The organism is Curtobacterium caseinilyticum, assembly GCF_030363035.1.
GTDB lineage: Bacteria > Actinomycetota > Actinomycetes > Actinomycetales > Microbacteriaceae > Curtobacterium > Curtobacterium caseinilyticum.
In genome coordinates this window covers 298726-322872 of record NZ_JAUCMN010000004.1, presented here as the reverse complement: position 1 = coordinate 322872, position 24147 = coordinate 298726, and the positions used below count along the sequence as shown (strand labels likewise).

Genomic DNA, 24147 nt, shown 5'->3' with positions numbered 1-24147 from the left:
GCGTGTCACGCCCTCGGCAGGTCGGCGGCGAAGGCGTCGAGGAGGCCACGCCCCTCGGGCCACGCACCGACGCCGCTCGCGACGTTCACGTGCTGCCGGTCCCCCACCCGGAGCACCCGTGCGCCGAGCACGGCCGCGAAGCCGGAGGCACGCGCGACGGAACAGTACGGGTCGTCGTCGCTCACGACCAGCGCCGTCGGCGTCGACACCGCCGCCGTCGGTGCACGGAACCCAGACGCCGCCTCCGGGAAGGAAGGTGCCTCCGGGTCCGGCGGTGCGACGAGGAACGCACCCGCGACGCTGCCGTCGTCGTGCTCCGCGAGCCACTCGGCGACGGCGAGGACGCCGAGGCTGTGGGCCACGAGCAGGGGCGGCCGCGCCGATCGTCGGACGGCGTCGGAGATCGCCCGGCGCCAGTCCTCGGGATCCGGCTCCGACCACGACGTCGGCGCGATCCGCACGGCGTCGACGCCCCGGTCCGCCTGCCACCGGGACTGCCAGTGGTCGGCGTCGGACCCCCAGATGCCCGGCACGACGACCCAGGGGTGGCGGTCGGCAGGCCGCGCTTCCACGTTCATCCGGGCAGCGTAGCGGGACGACGTCCCGTCAGCCGTGGAGCGTGTCACGCGGGTACTCGCCGAAGCGCTTCGCGTACGCCGCGGAGAACCGCCCCAGGTGCGCGAAGCCCCACCGGACGGCGACCGAGGCGACGGTGAGGTCGCCCGGCGCGGCCTGCCGGAGTTCCTCGCGGACGCGGTCCATCCGGATCCCCCGCAGCATCGCGTTCGGCGCGGTGCCGACCTGGCGCTGGAACGCCTGCTGCAACCCGCGGACGCTCAGGCCGACGTGCTCGGCCACGTCCGTGGTGGTGATGGGCGTGTGCGCGGAGGCGTGCATGTACTCGACGGCCTCGCGGACGCGGGACGTGGCACCCTGCGGGACGGGGACCTCGGACGCGAGCTGCCGGTGCGGGAACGTCCGGAGCATCGCCAGGGCGGTCTCGCGTGCGGTCTCGGCCAGGGCGATCGGCGACGGACGGGCCGTGCCGAGGACGACCTCGGCGGCACGGCGGACCTGGGCGTTCCACACCCGCAGGTCCTCGGCGCGCGGCAGGGCGGTGTGGTCGAAGACCAGGGCGCCCGGCTGGCCCCCGTGGTCCTCGGCAGCGACGCCCTCGAGGAACCGGCGGTCGAAGTGCACGAGGTTCTGCCGGACGTCCTCGAGGTCGAAGACGAACGGCCTGCCGGTCGGGAACACCACCGGCCGCCCCGGTGCGAACCCGGCCTCGTCACGTCCGACGTCGACCGTGCCGCCCCCGTCGGTCGTCCACATCACCACGTACTCGTCCCCGGACGACGCCTCACCCGCCGACCGGGCGTCGAAGTGGGTCGACCTGAGGGACATCGCGTCGTCGCCGACCATGCGGAAGCGGTACGCGAAGGGCCGTCCGGTGCGTCGGGCACTGAAGTGCGCGCCGTCGTACGCGTCGGAGAACAGCTGGAGGGCGGCGTCGAGGTCGGTACCGGCGGCCTCGTAGCGCATCCGTCGGTCCACGGGGGTGTCGGCGGTCATCGAGCCGAGCGTCCCACCGTGCCACGACCGCGTCGCGCGCGCCGACCGATGGTGCGCGGAACGGCTCCCGGTGTGCGGGGAACGGACGACCGGTCACCCCCGGACGCGGGACCGACGACCGGCGACGTCAGTGGCGTCCGCGGCGGACCGTCCAGCGGTTGCGGTCGCCGACACGTTCGTACCGCAGGTCGTCGACGACCATCTGCACGAGGGCGAGCCCGCGACCACCCTCGGCGAGGGCGTCCGGCAGGTGGGCGGCGGACGGGTCGACGAGCACCGGGACGCCGTCGTCGGCCAGCGCCACGACCACTTCGTCCGCCCCGACGTCGACACGGAGCGAGCAGGTCACCCGGCCGCCGCCGGCACCGTGCTCGATGACGTTCGACGCGAGCTCGACCAGCGCGAGCTCGAGGGCCATGCGGTCCTCGGTGGACAGGTCCGGTTCGCGGTCCCACACCGAGGAGAGGAACGCGTGCACCGCCGTGACGTCGTCCGGCGGGCAGGCGAGGTCGAGGACGTGCTCGCCCATGGCGACGGTCATCCCCAGTTCGTCACCGCGGCGTCCCCGTCCGGGTACGTCCGCAGGATCTTGTCGATGTTCGAGAGCTTGAGGACCATCTGCACCTGCTCCGACGGCGCGGCGATGCGCAGGTCACCCCCGGCCTGTCGCGCCGTCTTGAGGCAGCCCACGAGCGCGCCGAGACCGGACGAGTCCATGAACTCGACACCGGCCAGCTCGACGACGAGGCGTGCGCGACCGCCCTCGACGACCTTCGCGACGGTCTCGCGGAACGCGCCGGCGCTGACCATGTTCAGGCGACCGCTGCACTCGAGCACTGCCGTGTCGTCCGTTGCCTCGTGTACGACGATGTCCATGCAGGTGCCTCCTCGGTTCGGTGCGGGTGCACCCAGCAACCTACCGGGTACCGGCCGTCAAGTGGTACGGCCTCGCCGGGTCGCGACCACCTGCACGACCACCGCGGCGGCCATCAGGACCGCCATGACGGCCCCCATCGCCAGCGCCGTGCCGCCCAGTGCACCCGCGAGCGGTGTGCCGAGGCCGCCGAGTCCGAACGTCAGGCCACCCTGCAACGCCGCGGCCGTGCCGGGGTGTGCGGCCCCGACGTGCTGCGTCCGGGTCATCGCCGCGGGCAGCACGAAGCCCCACGCGCCGGTGACGACCGCGAGGGCGCACCACACGGGGACGGGGCCGAGCCCGGCGAGGGCGGACACGACGACCACCGCACTGCCGACCGTCCCGGTGGCCAGCCCCGCGGTGAGGAGGGTGTCCTCGGACCACCGCCCGACGATCCGTCGGAACAGCAGCGTGGTGAGGACCATCATCGACGCGTTGGTGGCGAAGACGAGGGTGTAGAGCTGCTCGGAGAACCCGTACTGCCGCTGGAACACGAACGAGCTCGTCGCGATGTACGCGAAGAACCCGATCGTCGAGAGCACCCCGGTGAGCACGTACGCCCGGAACCGTCCGATCGCCAGCAGGGCACGGATGCGCTGCCCGTTCGCCCGGAACCCGGTACCGCCGCGAGCGGCCGGGGGCAGGCTCTCGCCGAAGCGCAGGACCACTGCCACCGCGAACACCGCGCCGAGCACCGCGAGCACGACGAACATCAGCCGCCACGACCCCACCGCGAGCACGACACCGCCCGCGAGCGGCGCGACGACCGGCCCGATCGCGTTGATCGCCGCGAGCGTGCCGAACACCTTCGCCGTGCGGGGACCCGTCGTGGTGTCCGACACCATCGCCCGTCCGGCGACGGCACCCGCAGCACCGGCCAGGCCCTGCAGCACGCGGGCGACGACGAGCGTGACCGCATCCGGAGCGAGGGCGCAGCCGACCGACGCGAGGGCGAAGCCCGCGGTGCCGATCAGCAGCAGGGGCCGACGTCCGATCCCGTCGCTCACCGGACCGGCGAGCAGCTGCCCGACGGCGAACGCAACGAGGAACGCGGTGAGCGAGAGCTGCACGACCCCGGCGGAGGTGCCGAGCTCGCGGGCGATCGTCGGCAGCGCCGGGATGTACATGTCCGTGGCGAACGGCGAGACCCCGACGATGAGCGCCAGCGGCACGATCGGCGGCAGGACCCCGCTGGTCGGCGGTCGTCCGGCCCGTCCGCGCTCCGTCGTCACCAGGGCGACGCTACGCGCTCACGAATCGATTCGACAGGGGCAGCGGGACCACGGGACGGACGGGAGGCGCGTGGCGGACCCGCCACGCGCCTCCCGTCCGTCCTCGGTCGCGTCCGCGCCCGCGGGGATCAGCCGGTGTTCTGCAGGCCGGCGGCCACCCCGTTCACGGTGAGCAGGAGCAGGCGGTGGTCGGCGTCCGTCGGATCGGTGCTGCCGGACGTCCGGATCGCCCGGAGCGCGCGGAGCTGCAGGTGCGACAGCGCGTCGACGTACGGGCTGCGGAGTCGGACGGCGCGGGCGAGCACCGGCCGGTCCTCGAGCACGTCGCTGCCACCGGACACGCGGAGCACCCAGTCGCGGGTGCGCAGCATCTCGTCGAGCACCTTCGCGGCGAGGTCGTCGCGGTCGGCCAGCTCGAGGTACCGACGGGCGATCTGCTCGTCGGTCTTCGCGAGCGACATCTCGACGTTCTTGATCATCGCGCCGAACAGCGGCCACTCGGCGTACGCGGCGCGGAGGGCCTCGACGTCACCGACCGCCTCGAGCGCCGAACCGAGCCCGTACCAGCCGGCGAGGTTGATGCGGGCCTGCGTCCACGAGAACACCCACGGGATCGCACGGAGGTCCTCGAGGGACTCGACGCTCAGTCCACGCCGGGCCGGGCGGGAGCCGAGCGGCAGCAGGCCGATCTCCTCCATCGGCGTGACCCGGGCGAACCACGGCGCGAAGCCGTCCGCCTTCACGAGGTCGTAGAAGGCCTGGCGGGAGACGTCGTCCAGCTGCTGCGCGAGGTCGGCGAAGCGGGTGGCGGCGACGGCCGTGCGCTCCTCGTTCGACGGCGACGACGCGAACAGTGTGGCCGAGGCCATCTGCTCGAGGTGCCGAGCGGCGATGTCCTGGTCGCCGTACTGGGCGAAGATGACCTCGCCCTGCTCGGTGAGCTTGAGCCGTCCGTCGATCGACCCCGGCGGCTGCGCGAGGACGGCCTCGTTCGCGGGTCCGCCCCCGCGGCCGAGCGAGCCGCCGCGACCGTGGAACAGCGTCAGTTCGACGTCCTGCTCGCGCGCCCAGTCGGCGATGCGGGCCTGGGCGTCGTAGAGCGCGAGGTTCGCCGACACCGGCCCGACGTCCTTCGACGAGTCGGAGTAGCCGAGCATGACCTCGAGCCGACGACCGGTGGCGGCCAGGCGCCGCTGGAACGGCTCGGTGCGGACGGCCTCGTCGAGGATGTCGACGCTGGCGTGCAGGTCGGCGAAGGTCTCGAACAGCGGGATCACGTCGAGCACCGGGGCGGCGTCCCCGCACGCGGCGACGGCGAGCTCGTGCACGTTCGCCAGGTCGGCGGCGGACTGCGTGAAGGACACGATGTAGCGGTGGGCTGCACGCACGCCGTAGCGCTGCTGCAGGTCCGCGATCGTGCGGAACACCGCGAGCACTTCCTCCGTCGTCTCGCTGAGCGTCTCACCGGAGCGGATCTCGGCCAGGGCGGTCCGGTGCACCTGGGAGTGCTGACGGACCTCGAGCTCGGCGAGGTGGAACCCGAAGGTCTCGACCTGCCAGACGAGGTTCTGCAGCTCGCCGTTGGCGGTGCGGACGGCTCCGGCGGCGACGAGCGAGGACTGGATGACCCGGAGGTCGGCCAGGAGCTCCTCGGGGCCGGCGTACGCCAGGCCGTCCTGCCCGCGGCGCGTCGCACGGATGCGGGCGGCGACGAAGAGCAGGGCGCGGCGGTGGGTCTCGTTCGGCGCGCGGACGCCGATCCGCTCGGCGATGCCGGGGTCGAGCGACTCCTGCGCGGCGACGAGCGCCTGCAGCCCGGCGTCGGCCGGGGTGTCGGCGGCGTCGAGCGTCAGCGCGGCGCCGATGCGGGTCGCAGCGCGGGCGAGTCCGAGCAGGATGTGCTCGGCGGCGATGTCCGCGGCCTGGCGGGTCACGTCCGCGGTGACGTGCGGGTTGCCGTCGCGGTCACCGCCGATCCAGGTGCCGAAGCGCACGAACGCGGGCGCGGTGACGGGGACACGACCGGCGTCGTCACCGAGCAGCCGGTCGTCGAGCAGGCGGTAGACCTGCGGCACGATCTCGAACAGCGTCTGGTCGAACACGCTCATGGCGGTGCGGACCTCGTCGAGCGGGGTCGGGCGGGTGGTGCGGAGCGGCGAGGTGCGCAGGAGGGTGGTGATCTCCTCGAGCAGCCGGCGCTCGTTCTCGGCGCGGGCGGTCGCGTTGCGGGTCCGGTCGCGTTCGTCGATCAGGTCCGTGATCCGCCGGACCGCCGTGGTGACCGCACGGCGACGGGCCTCGGTGGGGTGGGCGGTGAGCACCGGGTGGAACCGGAGGTCGGCCAGGCGCGCCGCCGCCTCGTCCGCGCCGACCTGCTCGACGAGGGACGCGTAGGTCGCCGGGAACGAGTCCCCCGCGACGCCCCCGTCGTCCCCCCGGGCGCGGAGGACCCGCACGCGGTGGTGCTCCTCGGCCAGGTTGGTCAGGTGGAAGTAGGTCGTGAACGCCTGCGCCACGGCCTCGGCCCGCTCGGCCGACATGCCCGCGACGACGGCCTCGGCACGGGCGGCCCCCTCGGCGTCGGAGCCCTCGTACGCGTCGATGACCGCGGCACGCAGGCTCTCGACGTCGTGGAGCAGGTCGTCGCCCCCGGTCTCCCGCAGCACCCGCCCGAGCAGGTTGCCGAGGTACCGGACGTCCGCGCGCAGGTCGCTGTCGACCGCTCCGCTGACGTCGTCCCGTGCGCGCCCGTGGCGCGTCGATCCGTCGATCGCCGTCATGGGTTCCTCTCACGTGTCGCCGGGACCGTGCCCCGGGTCTCCAGCACTGTACCGGCGTGCGCGGGCACGTGACGACGACCGTCCGGACGGACCGACCGGCCGTGCTCAGGCGGGCAGCGATCCGAGCCCGGCGGTCGGCGCTCCCACCGCGCGGGTCGCGCCGAGCGACGCGACGAGCGCCCGGTCCAGCCGCGCGGCGAGGTCGACCTCCGCGAGGACGGCCTCGCGCTCGGCGGCGGACCACGGCGCGGCGTCGAGCTGGGCGCGGTAGGTGTCCTCGAAGGCGTCGGGGTCGGCCACCTGGTCGAAGATCGTGAACAGCACGCCGTTCGTGTCGAAGCCGAACCGCTCCTCGAGCAGTCGCGCGAGCGTCGGCCCGCCGGTCAGGTCGCCGAGGTAGCGCGTGTAGTGGTGCGCGACGAACCCACCGGGCGAGGTCGCGGCGACCTCGTTGAGCCGACGGACGTAGGCGGTGGTCGCCGCGGTCGGGCAGCAGAGCTCCGACCAGTCGGGGCCGACGAGGTACTCGAGGTCCGCGCGGATCGCCGGCATCCGGGTGAGCTGCGCCGTCACGAAGGGCGCCGCGACGGGGTGGTCGGCCATCCGGGCCGCGGCCCGTTCGAGCGCGTCGTAGACCACGGCGTACTGCCCGAGCAGGTCGGCGTAGTCGGCGACGTCGCACTCCCCCGCCAGCAGGTCGTGCGCCCCGCCCGACCAGCGAGCGGCGCCCGGCACGTCGGCACGGGAACGCCGACGGAGCAGCTCGGAGAACGGCGTCACGGTCGGACTCATGAGGTGAGGCTAACCTCAGTCGCTGAGAAGGTCGAGCACCGGAAGAGGAAGTCGCACGATGAACCCGAGCCCCAAGCGCACCCAGCACGTCTTCGTCGTCGATCGGACGGAGCGCATCACCCCGCACATGGTCCGCGTGCACCTCGGCGGCCCTGCCTTCCGTGACTTCGTCGACGGCGCCGACCCCGACCGCCTCGCCACGACGGACAAGTACGTGAAGCTCCTGCTCGCGCCGCCGTCGAGCGGCCTCACCCCGCCGTACGACCTCGACGCCCTGCGGGAGACGCTGCCGAAGCACGAGCGCCCGGCCCGGCGCACGTACACCGTCCGCGCGGTCGACCACGCCGCCGGCACCATCGCGATCGACTTCGTGGTGCACGGCGACGACGGCCTCGCCGGCCCGTGGGCCGCGAGAGCACGACCGGGTGACCTGCTCGCCCTGTCCGGACCCGGGGGCGGCTGGGCGCCGTCGGCCGACCCCGCCGTGACGCACGTGCTCCTCGGTGACGACAGCGCCCTCCCCGCGATCGGCGCCGCCCTGGCGGCGATGCCCGCCGGCGCCACGGGCACGGCGCTCGTCGAGGTCGCAGGCGCGGCCGACGAGCAGCCGCTCGAGCACCCGAGCGGTGTCGACTTGCGGTGGCTGCACCGTGACGCCACCGGCGCCGAGCCGGGCACGCTCCTGCTGGCGGAGGCGCGCGCGCTGCCCCGCGCCTCCCGACCGGTGCAGGTGTTCGCACACGGCGAGCGGACCGCGGTGAAGGCCATCCGCCGCCTGCTGCAGGACGACTGGGGACTCGAGAAGGCGGAGCTGTCGCTGTCCGCGTACTGGGCGCTGGGCCGCGCCGAGGACCGGTTCCAGGAGGAGAAGCGCGAACCGGTCGGCGTCATCTTCGCGGACTGACCGCTGCTCGCGGACCGACCCCTGTTCCCGGACGGACCCCGGCCGGGAGGCGCGCGGCTCGTCGGTGGTGCCCGCTAGCGTCCGGCAGGTGGTCACTCCCCCTGCGGTCCCCGCCTGCTGCGTGCCGGGGTGCGGTGCCGCCAGCGCCGACGGCTTCGCCGCCGTCCTCCCGCTGTGCGGCGGGCACGTCGCCCTGGTCGTGGACGCCGCCGCCGAGCACCTCGGCGTCGAGGACGCCCTGCCGGGTCCGTGCCCGGTGTGCGGGTCGCGGACGGGCGTGCGGTGGCCGAGCGGGACGACCTGCTCGACGTGCGAGTGGGCCTGGGGCGACGTGCCCGACGGGGAGCTCCCGCCGCCGCGCGTCGACGTCGTCTACTACCTCCGGCAGCGTGACGACTTCGGCGACCGGATCAAGATCGGCACGACCGCGAACCCGCGCCAGCGGCTCGCGGCGGTGCCCCACCAGGAGCTCCTGGCGTTCGAGCGCGGCGACCGGACGCGCGAACGCCGGCGGCACGCGGCCTTCGCGGCGGACCGGTTCCCGGGGACCGAGTGGTTCCGGACGACGCCGGCGCTGCTCGAGCACGTCGCGGCGGTGGCGGACGGCATCGACGACCCGTGGGCGCTGCACGCCCGGTGGGTCAGCGAGGCGCTCGCGCTGCGGGGGTGACCCCGCTCCGGGCGCGGACCGCCGGCACCGCTCGACGTCCGAGCAGCGCCGGCGACGGTGCTGCCGTGTCAGGCGGTGGCTGCGACCAGCGGCCGCCGGTCGGCGGCCGCGTCGTCGCGCAGGAACCGGTCGGCGGTGCGGAGCGACAGCGCCATGATCGTCAGCGCCGGGTTCGCGATCACCGCGCTCGGGAACACCGAGTTGTCGCAGACCCAGAGGTTCGGCACGTCCCACGACCGACCGGCCGGGTCGACGACGGACGATCCCGCGTCGGCGCCCATCCGCGCGGTGCCGATCGTGTGCGCCGTGCGCTCGAGCACCCGCACGTCCGTGCCACCGGCCGCCTCGACGATCGCCGTCATGGTGCGCACCGCGTGTGCCCGGATCGCCTCCTCGTTCGAGCCGGGTGAGAAGCTGACCCGCGCCCGCGGGACGCCGTGCTCGTCGAGCTCGTCGGACAGCACGAGGCGGTTGTCGTCGTAGGGCAGGCACTCGGCGTTGATGCCGACGCCGGCCATCCGCGGGTAGTCGCGCATCGCCCGGACGAGCTCGGCCCCGCGCAGCCCGCCGCCGCGCACGAGCGAGGTGGCGAAGGTCAACGGCTGCACGCCGAGGCTCTGGATGAGGTACCCGCCCGCGAAGTCGGCGTCGGCGGGGCGGACGAAGTCCTCCGTGATGATCGACGACGGGTAACCCCGGTAGGACCGCATCGACTCGTCGAAGGTCGCCCAGACCTGGGTGGCGCCGTGCGCGGTGAAGTTCCGGCCGACCTGACCGCTGCTGTTCGCGAGCCCGGTGTGCAGGAGCAGGCGCGGCGTCTCCACGCCGCCGGCGGCGAGCACGAGGGAGCGGCAGCGCTGACGACGCTCGCGGCCCTCGCGGGTGTACAGGACCGCGCAGACCTTCCCGTCGGCGTCGAGCTCGATGCCGTGCACGAACGAGTCCGGGCGGATCTCCGCGCCGAAGGCGACCGCGGCGGGCAGGTACGTGGTGTCCATCGACACCTTCGAGCCGTTGCGGCAGCCCTGGTGGCAGGACCCGCAGGACACGCACGCCTGGCGGAGGCCGTGGTGCTCCTGGTGGCGGTCCTCGGTGGTGAGTGCGACCGGGGCGTCGGTGGCGGTGATGCCGAGCGCCGCGGTGCCGCGCATCATCATGTCGGACGACGCGTTCCGCGCCGGAGGGCCCATCCGGTACTGCCGGTCCGGGTCCCACGGGTAGTGCGCGGGACCGGCGACCCCGACCTCGTGCTCGACGCGCTCGATGTACGCCGTCAGTTCCGCGTGGTCGACCGGCCAGTCCTCGCCCTGCCCGCTCTCGGTGCGCAGGCGCAGGTCGTGCACGCTCGGCCGCGGGGTGAAGGCGCCCCAGTGCAGGGTCGACCCGCCGACTCCGGTGCCGCTGTTGTTCGGACCGAAGGCGGTCGGTGCGGCACCACCGCTGATCCGCTCGTCCATCCAGTTGATGTCCGCGGGCGCTGCGACCTCGTCCGGCGTGTGGTCACCCGGCTCGGTGTTCCGTCCGGCCTCGAGGGCGACGGCCGTCAGCCCTTCGCGGGCGAGTCGTGCGAGGAGCGGGGCACCACCGGCACCGGTCCCCACCACGACCACGTCGACGACCTCGTCGTCCTGGTACCGCCGCTGTGCGTCGAGTCTCATCGTGCTGCTCCCTCGGGTTCCCACGCTTCCCGCTGCCCGGCACCGAGCAGCTGGAAGCCCTGCTTGCGGACGCCGTCGCCGCCGTTGGCGAAGCCGTCGTAGTCGATCTCGGACATGGTCGCGGGGTGGGCGAGCCACTGCTTGACCAGGTCGACGCTCGCGTCCTCGAACCAGGCGCGGAGCTGGCCGGCGTCGAGCGCGCCGTCGGACCGGTAGCGGCCGGCCGCGACGTCCTCGAGTACCGCGGGCAGGGCACCGTCGTCGGCCGCCGGCGCGAGGACGTCGAGCGCACCCCGGTACGCCGTGACGTCGTCGGGCAAGCCGTCCGGACGCCACCCGTCGCCCTGGCCGGCGGCGAGCTGGGCGTCGACGCGCAGCGCGAGGTCGACCTCCTGACCTCCGGGCTGGGGGACGACGACGCGTGCGACGGCCCTGAGGGTCGTCAGTTGGCGTGGGGTCAGGGCGTCGGGCGTGGCCGCGGGGTCGTCGGCCAGGGCGCGCACGGCGAGCAGGCCGCGTGTCCTGGCGCTCACCCGGGGCGAGGCGATCACGCGGACGGTGTCCGCCGGGACGACCGGCCCCTGCGCGATGCGGCGGTACCAGAAGTCGCGGACGAGGGCCGCGACCTCGACGGGGCGCTCCCACGGCAGCAGGTGCGCGGCGCCCGCGACCTCGTGGAGCTCCGCGGCCGGCCAGTGCGGCAGCGTGAGGCGCCGCTGGGCATCCGCGGCGAGGTCGCCGTCCTCGGCGCCCGCGAGCACGAGTGCGGGGACGGGGTTCGGTCCGGCCGACGTCGACCAGTCCTCGCGGCTGCCGCGGAGCAGCCAGTCCCGCCACGCCCGCGGGTCGGTGCGCTGCACGTCCTGGACGGCCTGCTCGTGGCGGTCGGGCGACAGGACCTCGGCCGTGTTCGCGTCGACGAACTCGGCGGCGTGGTGCGGCTCGATCGCTCCGTGCTCGGCCCAGGCGAGCATGGACCGCCGACGGTCCTCGGCCATCGGCTCGGGCGCGAGGGGCGAGGCGGCGAGGAGCACGACGGCGCGCAGGCCGAACAACCCGTTCGCGCCCGAGACCGTGCGGTCGGCGACGACGGTCGCGACCTTGCCGCCCATCGAGTGCCCGACGAGTGCCCACTCGGTGGCTCCGCTCGCGCCGATGGCCCGTTCGACGAGCACCGCCATCTCCTCGACGGTCGTGCCGCCGGACGCGGGGCTCCGGCCGAACCCGGGCAGGTCGATGCCGACCAGGTCGAGGTCGCCGGCGAGTTCCGAGCGGAGCAGGGCGAACTCCTCCGAGCTGGAGCCCAACGCGTGCAGGCAGAAGGCGGTCGCTGTCATACTTCGTTCCTACCGTCCGCAGCGCGCGGGACACAGCAACGCTGTACCCCACGGACGTACCCCGCCAGCCAGCGGTGCCGCCGCCGGGATCCGCAGGACCGGGCACCGCTGCGGGACGCACCGCCCGGAGCGGGCTCAGCGCGCGTAGGCGTCGACGAACAGCGCCCCGCGCAGGTCTCGCAGGATGTCGACGAGCTGGTCGATCGTGCGGCGTGAGATCCCGGACACCTCGAGGTCGTACGGTCCGAGCGCGGGCAGCCTGCCCGTGCGGATCCGCACCACCTCCCACCCGACCGCCCGGACGGCGCGGTCCTTCCGACGGTCGGTGTCCTGACGCGGACCCACGTGCTCCAGCCCGTGACGCCCCGTGCTGTCGTACTCGATCGCGACGCGGAGCTCGGGCAGCACGATGTCCGGCCACGCCTCGACGTGGTCGAAGAACGGGCGGTCGAGGCGGATCGCGGTGTGGTCGAACGTCAGGGCGAACCGCTCCTGCAGCGCAGCACGCAGGTCCGCCTCGACCGCGGACGCCGTCGCGGGGGCGCAGACGCTCGTGAACGACTCCCCCGACGGCAGTCGCGGGGTCTTCGGGCAGATGGTGCGCGGCACCGGTCGGGAGGCCCTGCCCCGCACGGACCGACCCGGACGAGCGTGTGAGGACGCGACCGCGCCCGTCGGCAGCGCGGCGGCCCGCGCGGGAGCGGCGGGCAGCGTCTGCCGCCCGCACACCCGCTCGGCGCGCTGCGGCGGTGGGACCGCGTCCGGCCAGTCCGCGGGCAGCACCGGCCAACGTCGCGGCGTCGCCTGGAGCTGGCACTCCGGGCACCAGACCGACCGGCGGCGCTCACGCCCGGGACGGGACCGCTGTTCGGCGGGCGTCGCGACGAAGACGTGCCCGACGTCGCACTCCCACGTCAGCAGGACCTCGGCCGTGGGCGGGACCTGGGTGAGGACGACCCCGTGGTTCCACTCCGGGTGGTACTGGCGCACGAGCACGGGGTACGACGCCCACGCGGACCGGAACTCCCCGACGGCGTACGGCACCGGGGTGCCGCGGGACCACTGTCGCCGCCGCCACCACGCGTCAACGGGTTCGACCACGCGATCACGGTAGGCACCGCCACCGACACGGGTGCTCGTCCTCGTGTCCGGGCGCCGGGTCCGTCAGGCTCCCAGCGCCCTGCGGACGTAGCCGACGACCGCGTTCGCGTGCCCGCGACCGAAGCCGTGCTCCTCCTTCAGCCAGGCGACGACCTCCATGTGCCGGTGCTCGTCGAGGCGGTCCGAGACCAGGTCGAGCCAGTGCTGCACGGGCTGCCCGTAGGTCTTCTCGATGCTCGGGAAGTACGAGGCGGGGCCCTTCGGCGTCGACCCGTCCGAGGGCGGTTCCGGGGCGGTCACGCGGTGCGTCGTCATGGCCGCACGGTAGCGTCACACGCCGTCGCACGACAGGCCTCGCCGCACGATCGACCGTCACGGAGCGTCACGCGCCCGTCGGTCGTGACGCCGTGTTCCGCCGCGTGCCGGAGTGTTGCGCGCGCCGTTGTCGTCGCCGTCCACCGCTCCTACCGTCGCCGCATGACCGACACCACCGGAACCCTGCGCGGGCCGATCGTCGCCGCGGACGGCACCGACGACCCTCGACGCACGCACGTCGAGGACGGTCCGCGTGCGCCGGAGCCGCCCCGTGCCTCCCGTCCGACGGCGCTCGACGCGGCCGCTCGCGCGGCGCTCGACCGGCCCGTCGTGCCACTACGCCACCCGGTGCGGTGGATCGCCGCGGGCCTCGTGCTCGTGGTGCTGCTGAACGTCGTCGAGACGCTCTTCACCAACGAGTCGTGGGGCTGGCCCGCGGTCGGGAAGTGGTTGTTCAGCCCGGCGATCCTGACCGGACTGCAGCTGACGCTCGTCGCCACCGCCCTCAGCGCGGTGATCAGCTTCGCCGGCGGCGTGGTCGTGGCGCTCGCCCGGCTGTCACGCAACCCGGTGCTGTCCGGCCTGGCCTGGGGCTACGTGTGGCTGTTCCGGTCGGTGCCGCTCATCCTCGTGCTCGTCTTCCTCTACAACCTGGGCTCGCTGTACCCGACGATCGGGGTCGGGATCCCGTTCGGACCGCAGTTCCAGGTACCGACCGCGAACGTGCTGGGCGACCTGGCGATCGGCGTCCTCGCGCTGAGCCTCAGCGAGATCGCCTACGCCTCGGAGATCGTGCGGGCCGGTGTCCTCGCGGTCGACCACGGGCAGCTCGAGGCCGCGCAGGCGCTCGGGCTCCCCCGGCGTCGGCAGTTCGTCCGGGTCGTGCTGCCGCAGGCGCTGCGCTCGATCGTCCCGGCGTTCGTGAACCAGGTCGTCGGGCTGCTCAAGGCGTCGTCGCTGCTGTTCTACGTCTCGCTGCTCGACCTGTTCGGCGTCGTGCAGAACCTGTCGAGCACGTACCCGACGGACATCATCCCGCTGCTCGTCGTCGCGACGATCTGGTACCTCGCGCTGACGAGTGCGGTGTCCGTCGTGCAGTACCACGTCGAGCGGTGGACGGCCCGCGGGTCCGTCCGCACGCTGCCGCCGACGCCGTGGCAGCGGGTCCGGGCCGCGGTCCGACGGGGTGGCGGCCGGTCTCCCGGTGCGCGTTCCGGCGGGCCGACCGGCGGGCCGACCGGCGGGCCATCCGGCCTGTCTGGAGGCGCGGACCGCCGCGTCGACGCCGGCACCGCTTCCGGCACGGGGTCGGCCCACACATCTCCTTCTGCCTCCATCGACGACAGGGCCATCTGATGAGTGCAGCGATCGGCATCCACGGCGCCCACAGGGCGTTCGGCGACCAGGTCGTCATCGACGGCGTCGACCTGGAGCTGCCGTCCGGCAGCGTCACCGTCGTGCTCGGTCCGTCCGGGTCCGGCAAGTCCACGCTCCTGCGGGCGATCAACCACCTCGAACCGCTCGACCGCGGCGTCGTCACGGTGGGCGACGAGACCATCGGCGTCCGGGTCCGGACCGGTCGCGGCGGTGTCCCCCGGTACAAGGAGCTCCCGGAGCGCCTGATCCTGCGGCAGCGGTCCCGGATCGGCTTCGTCTTCCAGCACTTCGAGCTCTTCCCGCACCTCACCGCGCTCGAGAACGTCGCCGAGGGGCCCATCGCCGCCGGCGTCCCCGCCGCGACCGCGAACGCACGGGCGCAGGAGTTGCTGGAGCGCGTCGGACTCGGCGACCGCGGTGCCACCCGGCCCCGGCAACTCTCCGGCGGGCAGCAGCAACGCGTCGCGATCGCCCGGGCGCTGGCCCTCGACCCGTCCGTGGTGCTGCTCGACGAGCCGACGTCGGCGCTCGACCCGGAGCTCGTCGGCGAGGTGCTCGGCGTCATCCGCGCGTTGGCCGGGTCCGGCACGACGCTCGTCATCGTCACGCACGAGGTCGCCTTCGCCCGTGAGGTCGCCGACCACGTCGTCTTCCTCGACCACGGGCGGGTCGTCGAACAGGGCCCGCCCGCACAGGTCATCGACGCCCCGCAGCACCCGCGCACGCGCGACTTCCTGTCCCGCGTCCGCTGATCCGTCCCGTACCGCCCCGTCCGCACCGGCCACGACCACGACCACGACCACGACCGGCGTTCACGACCCGATCCCGACCACGACCCCGATCCCGTCCACGACCCACAGGAGCACCATGTCCACGATCACCCCTGCCCGCTGGCGCCACCGCGCCGGAGCCCTCGTCCTCGCCGCGGGCGTCGTCGTCGCCCTGTCCGGGTGCGCCGCGAACGCCGCCGCCGACCCGGGTGCCGCCTCGGCCGACGGCACCGTGACCATCGGCGCCGCGTCCAACGGCGCCGCCACCGAGACGACGGTCACCGTCGCGGAGGACACGGCGCTGCACGACGCCCTGCCCGACGACGTCGAGTCCTCCGGCACGCTCACGATCGGCATCGGCGCCCTGCCGTCCGCGTTCCCGCCGCTCGCCTTCACGGGTGACGACCAGGAGACGCTCACCGGGTCGGAGCCGGACCTCGGCCGCCTCGTCGCCGCGAAGCTCGGGCTCCGGGCCGAGGTGCAGAACGCCACGTGGGACAACCTGTTCGTCGGCATCGACGGCGGGAAGGTCGACGCCGGCTTCTCGAACATCACCGTCACCGAGCAGCGCAAGGAGAAGTACGACTTCGCCTCGTACCGGCAGGACGAGCTCGCGCTGCAGGTGCCCGCCGACAGCGCGCTGTCGTTCGACGGCGACCCCTCCGTGCTCGCGGGCAGGACCGTCGCCGTGAGCTCCGGCACGAACCAGGAGAAGATCCTGCTCGAGTGGAAGACCGAGCTGGCGGCGCGTGGGAAGACCATCGACGTCAAGTACTACCCGGACGGCAACGCCGTGAAGCTCGCGCTCGACGCCGGCAAGATCGACGCCTACTTCGGCCCGAACCCGACCATCGCCTACGCGAACAAGCAGAGCGCCGGGAGCGCCCACGAGACGAAGACCGCGGGGACGTACTCCGGCGCCGGCTCCTCGTTGCAGGGGCTGATCGCGGCGACGACGAAGAAGGGCAGCGGGCTGGCGGAGCCGATCCAGGGCGCCATCGACGAGCTCATCGAGGACGGGACCTACGGCAAGTGGTTGGAGGCATACAACCTGTCGGACGAGGCCGTGGAGCACTCCGAGGTCAACCCCGAGGGCCTGCCGCTCGACAACAGCTGACCGCGGCGAGAGCGGAACTGCTGACCGCGGCGCGACCGGGACGGGTGACCGTGGGGTCACCGGTCCCGGTCGCGCGCCCTGCTCCGCTGCAGCGTGTCACGCGGGCTCTCGCCGAACCGCTCGGCGTACGCGGCGGCGAACCGTCCGAGGTGGTACCAGTGCCACCGGCGGGCGACGTCCGCGACGAGGACGTCGCCCGCCGAGTCCTGCAGCTCCCGACGCGCCCCCTCCAACCGCTCGACGCGCAGCCGCGCCATCGGTGACTCGCCGAACCGACGGTGCATGGCGTTCTGCAGCCCGCGTTCGCTGACGCCCACGGCTGTGGCGATCTCCTGCAGCGTGACCGGACGGTCGGCGTTCGCCCGGATCCACTCCGCGGCACGGGCCGCCGACCCGGTGCCCGCTGGCCGCTCGGGCACGAGGAGCGGGAAGGCGGCGACCACCGCGTCGGCGACCTCGGCGTTCGCCGCCTGCCGGGCCGGAGCGGGGAGCGCGGCGTCCATCAGCCGCGGCCCGTGCGACCTGATCGTGCCGCGGAGGGCGCGGCGTCGGTCATCGTCGTCCGGCTGCAGGGTGAACGCGACCGGTCCCGAGGGGACGGTCCCCCGTCGCACCAGCGCGCGGCGGACGACCGGGTCGGACAGGTGGACCATCGTGATCGTCCTGGCGTCCGCGGTGAACGCGTACCGCCGCGAGGCGGAAAGGATCGTCGGGTCGCCGGGGACGACCTCGACGACGACCCCGTCGTCGAGGTCCTCGATCGTCGCGGTCCCGTCGCCGATCCAGAAGACGATGTGCTCGGCACGGGGTCGCATCGTCCCGGTCCGGGAGCCCTCGACCTCGGCCCGGCGCACCGACACCTCGGTGTCGCCCGCTCCGAGGTACCGGAAGGCGTCCTGGTCGCCCGCCATGTCGTCGCCGGTCCCGTAGACGGCGTCGAGTTCCTCGCCGCGGTCCACGCTCACGGCCTCGACGCGGTACCGGCGGAAGGTCGGGTCACCGGGCCCGTTCGCCTGGAGGGTCACGGACGCATCGTCGCAGGCCGCCACCGCGCGACGTGCACACCGGACGGGCGTGTCGCCCCACGGTCGCCCGCCCACAGGTCGACGGGACGGGAGGCGCGGTGTCGGCCGACACGCGCCTCCCGTCCGACCGCCGGTCGCGTCAGCACCGCCGGTCGCGTCAGCACCGCCGGTCGCATCAGCACCGCCGCGCCACGTCGATGCCGTCGGTCGTGACAGCGCCGTCGGATCCGGTCAGCGCGATCCGTCGTCGCCACGCCCTCCCGCGCCCGCCGGCGTCACGGCCCTGCTCGCGGCCGCGCTGCGACGGGCCCACTCGCCCGCGAGCAGCTGGTGCGAGCGCACCCGCGCGGCGTGGTCGTGCGTGATCGTCGTGACGAGGAGTTCGTCCGCGCCCGTGACCCGCTGCAGCACCTCGAGGCGATCGGCGACGTGGGCGGCATCGCCGACGAACCGGGTCGCCACGCGGTCGGCCACCGCGGCGGCGACCGAGGCGTCGACCGGGTGCGCGCGCGCCCACGACGGCGTCGGGTACGCGATCGCGCCGACGCCGGACCGGATCGAGTGCACCCAACGGTCGTACCCGAGCGCGAGTTCGTCGGCCTCGGCGGCGGACGCGGCAGCGACCACGTCGGCCGACACGATGACGTGCGGGGCGTCGAGCACGCCGGGCCGGAAGGCCTCGCGGTACGCCCGGACCGAGTCGAGGACCGTGCCGGGCGACGAGTGGTAGTTCGCGCCGTAGGGCAGCCCGAGCGCACCGGCAGCGCGGGCGCTCGCTCCCCCGGTCGAGCCGTGGATCCACAGCTCGACGTCCGCACCGCCGGCGGGCGGCGCCTCGACGACCGAGCCGTCGCGCGTCCAGTCGCCGGCGAACAGTGCGCGGACGAGCGCGAGCTCGTCGTCGAAGCGCTCGACGTCCCCGGGCACGCGGCCGAGCAGTTCGCCCTGGAGCGCGAAGCGGCTGCCCGGGGCGATGCGGAACGGGAAGGGGGCGGGCACGAGGAGTCCGTCCACGACCTCGTCCCCGCGCGGTGTCGGGGCCGGCGGCGGTGCGGTGCCCGGGGCCGGCGCTCCGGAGCGACCGAGCCCGAGGTCGATGCGCGGGCCGTACAGGGCGGCCAGGGTGCCGAAGGTCTCGGCGATCTGCAGGCCCCGCACGTTGCCGACGAGCGTCGCGGCGCTGCCGACGCGGATCGTGGCGGTCGCCGCGGCCACGGCGCCGATGACGACGGTCGACGCGCTGCCCGCCACACCGGGGTTGAGGTGGTGCTCGGCGAGCCAGTACCGGGCGTACCCGGCCCGTTCGGCTGCGACGGCGAGGTCGATCGTGTTGCGCAGGGCCTGGGCCGCGGTCGACCCGGACGGCACCGGCACGAGGTCGAGGACCGAGAGCGGGACAGCGGTCACGCGGACACCTCCTGGCGGTCGAGGACCCGGCCCGGCAGGCCGAGCGTCTGCCGCAGCGTCGCCCCGTCGTCGTAGGACTCCCGGTGGACCCCGCGCTCCTGCAGCAGCGGGACCACCCGGTCGACGAACTCGTCGAGGCCGTACGGGTTCGTGTGCGGGACGACGACGAACCCGTCCGAGGCGCGCTCCTGCACGTACCGGTCGATCTCGGCGGCGATGTGCGACGGCGTACCGATGAAGCCGCCGCGCGTGGAGACCGCGATCACGAGGTCCCGGATGGACAGGTGCTCGGCGGCCGCGCGGTCGCGCCAGGTCTGCACGAGGGCACGAGGATCGCGCACGTGGCGCACCCGCCCCCGCGTGATCGTCTCGGCATCGACGTCCGGCTCGACCTCGGGCAGCGGACCGTCGACGTCGTAGGCCGACAGGTCGCGGTTCCACACCTGCTCGAGGAACGCGATCGCGGTGGCCGGGCTGACCTGCGCGCGGCGGATCGCCCGGGAGCGTTCCTCGGCGTCGGCCGCTGTGTCACCGAGGGTGAAGGTCGCGCCGGGCAGGACGAGCAGCTCGTCCTCCGTCCGGCCGACCCGTGCGAGGCGGTCGGTGACGTCGGCGTAGAACGTCCGTGCGTCGTTGAACTCGGTGTGCAACGAGAAGATCACCTCGGCGTGCCGGGCGGCCAGGTCGCGGCCCTCGTCGGAGTCGCCGGCCTGCACGACCACCGGGTGCCGCTGCGGGCTGCGCGGGACCGGGAAGGTGCCGGTCACGTCGAACTGCGGTCCGTGGTGGTCGACGTCCCGGATGCGCGAGCGGTCGGCGAAGCGGCCGGCCGACGTGTCCGCGACGACGGCGTCCGGCTGCCATGAGTCCCAGAGCTCACGTGCGAGCGACACGAACTCGGCCGCCCGCGTGTACCGGTCGGCGTGGTCGAGGAACCCACCCCGTCGGAAGTTCGCCCCGTGGAACGCGTCCGAGCTCGTCACGACGTTCCATCCCGCCCGGCCGTCGCTCAGGTGGTCGAGGGTCGCGAGCTGCTCGGCGAGTTCGACCGGCTCGTTGAACGTGATCTGGAGCGTCCCGACCAGACCGATGTGATCGGTCACCCCGGCCAGCGCGGCGAGGATCGCGAGCGTCGCCGGTCGCCCGACGACGTCGAGGTCGTGGATGCGGCCCTTCTGCTCGCGGAGCCGCAGCCCTTCGGCGAGGAACAGGAAGTCGAAGCACCCGCGCTCGGCGTTCCGTGCGAAGTGCTCGAACGACGAGAACGCGATCTGGCTCTCCGCGCGGTCGTCGCTCCAGACGGTGGTGTTGTTGACGCCCGGGAAGTGGGCGGCGAGGTGGACCTGACGCTTCCCGCTCATGCGGAGACCCCCTGGGTGGTGGCGTACCGGCTGACGGCCGGGGCGATACCGAACCGCGTGCGCAGGTCGGCGGTGGGACGGGAAGCGACGTCGGCCCGCAGTCCGGCCGTCACGAGTGCGGGGACGAGCTGCCGGGCGATCGCCGTGGAGTCCGTCGGGATCCGCAGCGGCCGGAGTCGGACCCCGGCGTACCCGAGGTCCCGCAGTCCGGCGATCCGCGACACGAGCTCCGGCACCGTGGTCGCGAGGACCGCGCTGTCCGACAGGTCCGCGTACGGCGTGCCCGCGGCGGCGTCCAGCGCGGCGAGCGCGTCGGCGGCCTCGGCCGCCGACGACCCGATGAGCACCGCGAGGTCGGCGAGGACCGGACGGCGGAGGTCGGACCCGGCCGCCTGCTCGGCGTCACGGACGAGTGCCAGGGTGCTGCGCGCCTCCAGGCCGGACGGGACGGACGCACCCGCCCCGCCGGACCCGCCCGGCGTGACGAGCACGACGTCGGCGGTGTCGACCGCGAAGCGCGCTGCCTCGGCGGTGTGCGCGAGCGCGAGCACCGGCGGTCGCCCCTGCGGCGAGCGCGGCACGATCGACGCCCCGTGCACGGCGACGTGCTCGCCGACGAACTCGGCGCCGTGGATGCGGTCGCGGTCGACGAACCGGCCGGTCGCGACGTCGCGGATGATCGCGTCGTCGTCCCAGCTGTCCCACAGGCGGGAGACGACCTCGGCGACCTCGCGTGCCTCGGCGAACAGCGCCGTCGCACCCTCGCCGCCGGGGCGGCGGCCGAAGAGCGCCGCCTCGCGCGGGGTCGGGCTGACCTGGAGCCGCCACCCGGCACGGCCGTGCGAGACGTGGTCGAGGGTCTGGAGGCCCGTGGCGACGTGGAACGGTTCGGTGTGCGTCACCGAGACGGTCGGCACCAGGCCGACGGCGCGGGTCGCCGGGGCGACCGCGCTGGCGACGAGGAGCGCGTCGAGCCGGCCGACGACGGTGGTCGTGTCGAGGTCGCCCTGCGCGTCGACGGGCCCGGCGGTGAAGGAGTCCTCGAGGGTGACGGCGTCGGTGCCGAGACGGTCCTGCTCGACGACGACCTCGCGCCAGTGCCGGAGGCTGCTCAGCCGCCCGGCAGCAGCACCGGCGAGGCGCCAGGCGGCGGGGTGCCAGCCGGCGCCGCGCAGGGCGGTGACGAGGGCGAACCGGTCAGGCACGACGTGCCCCCGTCGGACCGGGCTGGAAGGTGTCGACGTGGACGCTCATGCCGCGACGCTACGGCCGCCCTGCGGTCGGTGCGACGGGTGTTGCGGATCGTGACCGACCGTTGCGCCGTGTGACGTCCGCGGTCCCCGGCGCCGCAACACGGCGTCACCAGCGGATGCGGGCGAACTCCTCGTGCAGCCGTCGAGCCCGGCCGGGGTGCACCTGCTCCACCCAGGCGATGCGGCCGAGCAGGTGCGCCCGGAAGTCGGCGTGGCCGGTCCGGTCCTGCGACGCCGGGCCGTGCTCGGCGGCGTTGTGCAGGACGGCGTGCAACCGGTCGACCTCCCGGCGACCGGGCGAGGGGCGGTCGTTGACGACGACCCCGGTGACGGACTGTCGGGTCCCGCGTCGCCGCACGCGGGTCTTGCGCGGGTTGAGCCGGTACCCCTGGTCGCCCACGATGCGGCCGACGCCGAGCAGGAACGCGTCCGCCCGGGCCGCGAGTCCGTCGCTGCCGCTGAACGTCAGGTCGTCGGCGTAGCGGGTGTAGACCGCTCCGGAGGCGGCTGCCCAGCCGGCGAGCCGGGCGTCGAGGTGCCGGAGCGCGGTGTTCGCCAGCGCCGGGGAGCTCGGCGCACCCTGGGGCAGGTGGGCGACGGTCAGCGACCGGCGGAGCGCGGCGCGTTCCTCGGGTGCGCCGCCGGCCGGCATGGCGGTCAGCACGTGCGGCGGCACCCGGTGCGTGCAGAGCCCGGTCAGGACGTGGGCGAGCGGTTCGGCGAACCCGGCGGTCCGGAACACGCCGTACACGGTCGGCGCGGTGACGCTCGCGAAGAACGAGGTCAGGTCGGCCGTCAGGACCACCTGCTGCCCGGTGTGCACCGCCGCGCCCGTCAGCACGCTGCGTCCGGGGACGAACCCGTGCGCGGCGTCGTGGACGGGCAGCACGGCGAGCAGGTCGTCGAGGAGCGTCCGCTGGGTGCGCCGGAGCAGGTCCATCGGCTTCTCGAGCAGGCGCGGCACCCGTCCGGGCCGCTCCACCCACTCGTGCCGCACGTGGTGGAGCGGACTGGTCGGCCCCGCCTGCCGGTTCCACGCGCGGGTGTCGGCGAGCCAGAGCAGCCGGCCGATCGTGACGTCGAGCGCGCGTGCCAGCTCGGGCAGCGTGTCGACGAGCAGCCGACTGTCGGTGACCGGACGCGCGCGGACCGCGGTGACGCGTCGGGCGAGCAGGCGGATCGGTCGCCGGGCCGCCCGCGCGCGGTGCAGCTCGGCCAGGCGCCGGTCCGCCCCGAGGACGGCGGCGAACTGCCGCGGGGCGTCGGACGGCGGTCGCGGGTACGCGCGCAGGGCGGCCGCGACGGCGATCCCGACGGCCGTCCGGTCCACGCCGAGCACCGCGTACCCGGCCGCGGTCAGGTCGTCCGGCTCCCACCGCTCGGCCGTGAGGAACGCGTCGGCGAGGGCGGTGACGACGACGTCGAGGGGCGTGGAGTCCCCGGAGGACCCGTCGGTGCCTCCGTGCGGCGTCGCGCGCGGAGCGCGCCGTCCCGCTCGGGGCGTGTCGTCCTGCTGGTCCTGCGTGCCCCGGGGTGACCCCGGAGAGGTCGACGCGTCACGCGCGCCGGCCGCCTCCCCCGGGAACTCCACGGGCACAGCGTACGACGCCGGTCCGACGGACGGGAGGCACGGTGCACGCCCGTCCCGCGCCGGGCGTCGACGAGGTGGCCGCGCACGGGCTCGCCGGTCAGGCGGGCAGGCGCTCCCCCGCCTCGACGGCGACGTCGAGCCGGTTCTCCGCCGGCGGCAGCGGGCACGTGGCGTGCTCGGTGTACGCGCACGGCAGGTTCGCGGCCCGGTTGAGGTCGATCGTCGTGCGACCCGCGGCGTCGGGCGCCGGGACGTCGAGGCTCCGGTTCGCGGCGTACGTCGTGACCCCGCTCGTCCGGTCGGTGAAGAGCACGAGCAGGCCGCCGTCGTGTCCGTTGAACGCCAGGAGGGACCGGGGTCCGTCGAGGTCGAAGGTCAGGACGCCCGGGGCCTCGTACACGTGCAGGAGCCCGTCGACGACCGAGCCGACGGTGACCTCGCGCGGGGTGTCGAACGGCTCGAACCGGGCGTCCACGACGAAGCGCTCGGACGGCTCGTACGTCGGGGTCCCGGTGTACGCCGAGCGCACCGGTGCCGAGGGCCGTCGGGGTCGGACGACGTCGCTGCCGCCGCGTCGGGCGACCTCCACGACCACGGTCTCGTCGCCGTCCCGCCAGCGGAACGACGTGCCCCCGCGCTCGGCGAGCGGGCCGAACCGGTGCGTGCCGGTCACCGTGGCGCCATCGACCTCGATCGCCTCGCCGTCGTCGAGCACCACCACGGGACCGTGCTCCGATGTCGACCAGGTGCCCGGGGCGTCGTCGAAGCGCTCGGGGGTGGGGGTCAGCCACCGCAGGCTCGTGATCGCGAGGAACCCGTGCTCGCTCGCGCGGGCCCGCTCGTGCGCCTCGTGCCAGTCGTGCCACGCGGCGGCGAAGGTCGGGTCGGTGGTCGTCGTCGTGCTCATGTGTCGACGGTACGTCGCCGGGGCCGTCAGCCCCAGGGGCCCGGTCGCGGGCCGTAACGTCA

The 24147-nt window shown here is 74.4% G+C and carries 22 protein-coding genes; 5 read left to right on the top strand and 17 right to left on the bottom strand.

Annotated elements, in window-relative coordinates; all coding sequences use genetic code 11:
- Window positions 1-5: 5 nt before the first annotated feature.
- The 7 genes from QUG93_RS08205 to QUG93_RS08175 form a co-directional block, all read right to left on the bottom strand.
- Window positions 6-578 carry an RBBP9/YdeN family alpha/beta hydrolase gene (locus QUG93_RS08205; protein ID WP_289473432.1) on the bottom strand — a complete coding sequence of 191 codons (573 nt, stop codon included), beginning with the start codon at window positions 576-578 and terminating at the stop codon, window positions 6-8.
- A 28-nt stretch (window positions 579-606) separates the two neighbouring features.
- Window positions 607-1572 (bottom strand): helix-turn-helix transcriptional regulator, encoded by a 966-nt coding sequence (locus QUG93_RS08200; protein ID WP_289473431.1) that lies wholly within the window; start codon window positions 1570-1572, stop codon window positions 607-609.
- 127 nt (window positions 1573-1699) lie between these two features.
- Complete coding sequence (locus QUG93_RS08195) at window positions 1700-2113, bottom strand: ATP-binding protein (RefSeq protein ID WP_289473430.1); 414 nt, start codon at window positions 2111-2113, stop codon at window positions 1700-1702.
- A complete protein-coding gene (locus QUG93_RS08190) occupies window positions 2110-2448 on the bottom strand; it encodes an STAS domain-containing protein (RefSeq protein ID WP_289473429.1) in 339 nt (112 codons plus the stop codon). Before QUG93_RS08190 ends, QUG93_RS08195 begins: the two co-directional genes overlap by 4 nt.
- Window positions 2449-2505: 57 nt before the next feature.
- Window positions 2506-3720 (bottom strand): multidrug effflux MFS transporter, encoded by a 1215-nt coding sequence (locus QUG93_RS08185; RefSeq protein WP_289473428.1) that lies wholly within the window; start codon window positions 3718-3720, stop codon window positions 2506-2508.
- Between the two features lie 128 nt (window positions 3721-3848).
- Window positions 3849-6500 (bottom strand): phosphoenolpyruvate carboxylase, encoded by a 2652-nt coding sequence (locus QUG93_RS08180; protein WP_289473427.1) that lies wholly within the window; start codon window positions 6498-6500, stop codon window positions 3849-3851.
- 105 nt (window positions 6501-6605) lie between these two features.
- On the bottom strand, window positions 6606-7292 hold the full coding sequence (locus tag QUG93_RS08175) for a biliverdin-producing heme oxygenase (protein WP_289473426.1): 687 nt from the start codon (window positions 7290-7292) through the stop codon (window positions 6606-6608).
- A 58-nt stretch (window positions 7293-7350) separates the two neighbouring features.
- Between QUG93_RS08175 and QUG93_RS08170 the strand changes: the two genes are divergently transcribed.
- A complete protein-coding gene (locus QUG93_RS08170; protein WP_289473425.1) occupies window positions 7351-8196 on the top strand; it encodes a siderophore-interacting protein in 846 nt (281 codons plus the stop codon).
- A gap of 88 nt (window positions 8197-8284) precedes the next feature.
- A complete protein-coding gene (locus tag QUG93_RS08165) occupies window positions 8285-8866 on the top strand; it encodes a GIY-YIG nuclease family protein (protein WP_434533092.1) in 582 nt (193 codons plus the stop codon).
- A gap of 68 nt (window positions 8867-8934) precedes the next feature.
- On the opposite strand, the gene QUG93_RS08160 is transcribed toward QUG93_RS08165, so the two are convergent.
- The 4 genes from QUG93_RS08160 to QUG93_RS08145 all read right to left on the bottom strand — a co-directional run bounded on the left by QUG93_RS08160 (window position 8935) and on the right by QUG93_RS08145 (window position 13277).
- Entirely contained in the window at window positions 8935-10524 is a 1590-nt protein-coding gene (locus tag QUG93_RS08160) for a GMC family oxidoreductase (protein WP_289473424.1), read from the bottom strand.
- Window positions 10521-11861, bottom strand: a complete 1341-nt coding sequence (locus tag QUG93_RS08155) for an alpha/beta fold hydrolase (protein ID WP_289473423.1) — start codon at window positions 11859-11861, stop codon at window positions 10521-10523. The genes QUG93_RS08160 and QUG93_RS08155 overlap by 4 nt, the downstream gene beginning before the upstream one ends.
- A 135-nt stretch (window positions 11862-11996) precedes the next feature.
- Window positions 11997-12962, bottom strand: coding sequence for a putative endonuclease domain-containing protein (locus QUG93_RS08150; RefSeq protein WP_289473422.1), 966 nt, complete (start codon window positions 12960-12962; stop codon window positions 11997-11999).
- Window positions 12963-13025: 63 nt separating this feature from the next.
- Window positions 13026-13277 (bottom strand): DUF4287 domain-containing protein, encoded by a 252-nt coding sequence (locus QUG93_RS08145; protein ID WP_289473421.1) that lies wholly within the window; start codon window positions 13275-13277, stop codon window positions 13026-13028.
- 162 nt (window positions 13278-13439) lie between these two features.
- Between QUG93_RS08145 and QUG93_RS08140 the strand changes: the two genes are divergently transcribed.
- The 3 genes from QUG93_RS08140 to QUG93_RS08130 all read left to right on the top strand — a co-directional run bounded on the left by QUG93_RS08140 (window position 13440) and on the right by QUG93_RS08130 (window position 16541).
- Window positions 13440-14633 carry an amino acid ABC transporter permease gene (locus QUG93_RS08140; protein ID WP_289473420.1) on the top strand — a complete coding sequence of 398 codons (1194 nt, stop codon included), beginning with the start codon at window positions 13440-13442 and terminating at the stop codon, window positions 14631-14633.
- Complete coding sequence (locus QUG93_RS08135) at window positions 14633-15406, top strand: amino acid ABC transporter ATP-binding protein (RefSeq protein WP_289473419.1); 774 nt, start codon at window positions 14633-14635, stop codon at window positions 15404-15406. The genes QUG93_RS08140 and QUG93_RS08135 overlap by 1 nt, the downstream gene beginning before the upstream one ends.
- Window positions 15407-15521: 115 nt before the next feature.
- A complete protein-coding gene (locus tag QUG93_RS08130) occupies window positions 15522-16541 on the top strand; it encodes a transporter substrate-binding domain-containing protein (protein WP_289473418.1) in 1020 nt (339 codons plus the stop codon).
- 56 nt (window positions 16542-16597) lie between these two features.
- On the opposite strand, the gene QUG93_RS08125 is transcribed toward QUG93_RS08130, so the two are convergent.
- The 6 genes from QUG93_RS08125 to QUG93_RS08100 form a co-directional block, all read right to left on the bottom strand.
- Window positions 16598-17566: a helix-turn-helix transcriptional regulator gene (locus QUG93_RS08125; RefSeq protein WP_289473417.1), complete on the bottom strand. Its 969-nt coding sequence runs from the start codon at window positions 17564-17566 to the stop codon at window positions 16598-16600.
- A 231-nt stretch (window positions 17567-17797) separates the two neighbouring features.
- A complete protein-coding gene (locus QUG93_RS08120) occupies window positions 17798-18973 on the bottom strand; it encodes an LLM class flavin-dependent oxidoreductase (protein WP_289473416.1) in 1176 nt (391 codons plus the stop codon).
- Window positions 18970-20334 carry an NtaA/DmoA family FMN-dependent monooxygenase gene (locus QUG93_RS08115; RefSeq protein ID WP_289473415.1) on the bottom strand — a complete coding sequence of 455 codons (1365 nt, stop codon included), beginning with the start codon at window positions 20332-20334 and terminating at the stop codon, window positions 18970-18972. Before QUG93_RS08115 ends, QUG93_RS08120 begins: the two co-directional genes overlap by 4 nt.
- The gene (locus QUG93_RS08110; RefSeq protein WP_289473414.1) at window positions 20331-21539 is read right to left on the bottom strand and encodes an LLM class flavin-dependent oxidoreductase; all 1209 of its coding nucleotides are present in this window, start codon (window positions 21537-21539) and stop codon (window positions 20331-20333) included. Before QUG93_RS08110 ends, QUG93_RS08115 begins: the two co-directional genes overlap by 4 nt.
- Window positions 21540-21693: 154 nt before the next feature.
- Entirely contained in the window at window positions 21694-23178 is a 1485-nt protein-coding gene (locus QUG93_RS08105) for a reverse transcriptase family protein (protein WP_289473413.1), read from the bottom strand.
- Between the two features lie 97 nt (window positions 23179-23275).
- Window positions 23276-24085: a DUF1684 domain-containing protein gene (locus QUG93_RS08100; protein WP_289473412.1), complete on the bottom strand. Its 810-nt coding sequence runs from the start codon at window positions 24083-24085 to the stop codon at window positions 23276-23278.
- Window positions 24086-24147 lie beyond the last annotated feature (62 nt).

Excerpts from the sequence above, each read along its gene's own strand:
- QUG93_RS08200 (WP_289473431.1), bottom strand. The coding sequence starts at position 1,572 with ATGACCGCCGACACCCCCGTGGACCGACGGATGCGCTACGAGGCCGCC.
- QUG93_RS08115 (WP_289473415.1), bottom strand. The coding sequence starts at position 20,334 with ATGAGCGGGAAGCGTCAGGTCCACCTCGCCGCCCACTTCCCGGGCGTC.
- QUG93_RS08145 (WP_289473421.1), bottom strand. The coding sequence starts at position 13,277 with ATGACGACGCACCGCGTGACCGCCCCGGAACCGCCCTCGGACGGGTCG.
- QUG93_RS08180 (WP_289473427.1), bottom strand. The coding sequence starts at position 6,500 with ATGACGGCGATCGACGGATCGACGCGCCACGGGCGCGCACGGGACGAC.
- QUG93_RS08130 (WP_289473418.1), top strand. The coding sequence starts at position 15,522 with ATGTCCACGATCACCCCTGCCCGCTGGCGCCACCGCGCCGGAGCCCTC.
- QUG93_RS08190 (WP_289473429.1), bottom strand. The coding sequence starts at position 2,448 with ATGGACATCGTCGTACACGAGGCAACGGACGACACGGCAGTGCTCGAG.
- QUG93_RS08175 (WP_289473426.1), bottom strand. The coding sequence starts at position 7,292 with ATGAGTCCGACCGTGACGCCGTTCTCCGAGCTGCTCCGTCGGCGTTCC.
- QUG93_RS08135 (WP_289473419.1), top strand. The coding sequence starts at position 14,633 with ATGAGTGCAGCGATCGGCATCCACGGCGCCCACAGGGCGTTCGGCGAC.
- QUG93_RS08170 (WP_289473425.1), top strand. The coding sequence starts at position 7,351 with ATGAACCCGAGCCCCAAGCGCACCCAGCACGTCTTCGTCGTCGATCGG.
- QUG93_RS08155 (WP_289473423.1), bottom strand. The coding sequence starts at position 11,861 with ATGACAGCGACCGCCTTCTGCCTGCACGCGTTGGGCTCCAGCTCGGAG.
- QUG93_RS08160 (WP_289473424.1), bottom strand. The coding sequence starts at position 10,524 with ATGAGACTCGACGCACAGCGGCGGTACCAGGACGACGAGGTCGTCGAC.
- QUG93_RS08100 (WP_289473412.1), bottom strand. The coding sequence starts at position 24,085 with ATGAGCACGACGACGACCACCGACCCGACCTTCGCCGCCGCGTGGCAC.
- QUG93_RS08140 (WP_289473420.1), top strand. The coding sequence starts at position 13,440 with ATGACCGACACCACCGGAACCCTGCGCGGGCCGATCGTCGCCGCGGAC.
- QUG93_RS08205 (WP_289473432.1), bottom strand. The coding sequence starts at position 578 with ATGAACGTGGAAGCGCGGCCTGCCGACCGCCACCCCTGGGTCGTCGTG.
- QUG93_RS08195 (WP_289473430.1), bottom strand. The coding sequence starts at position 2,113 with ATGACCGTCGCCATGGGCGAGCACGTCCTCGACCTCGCCTGCCCGCCG.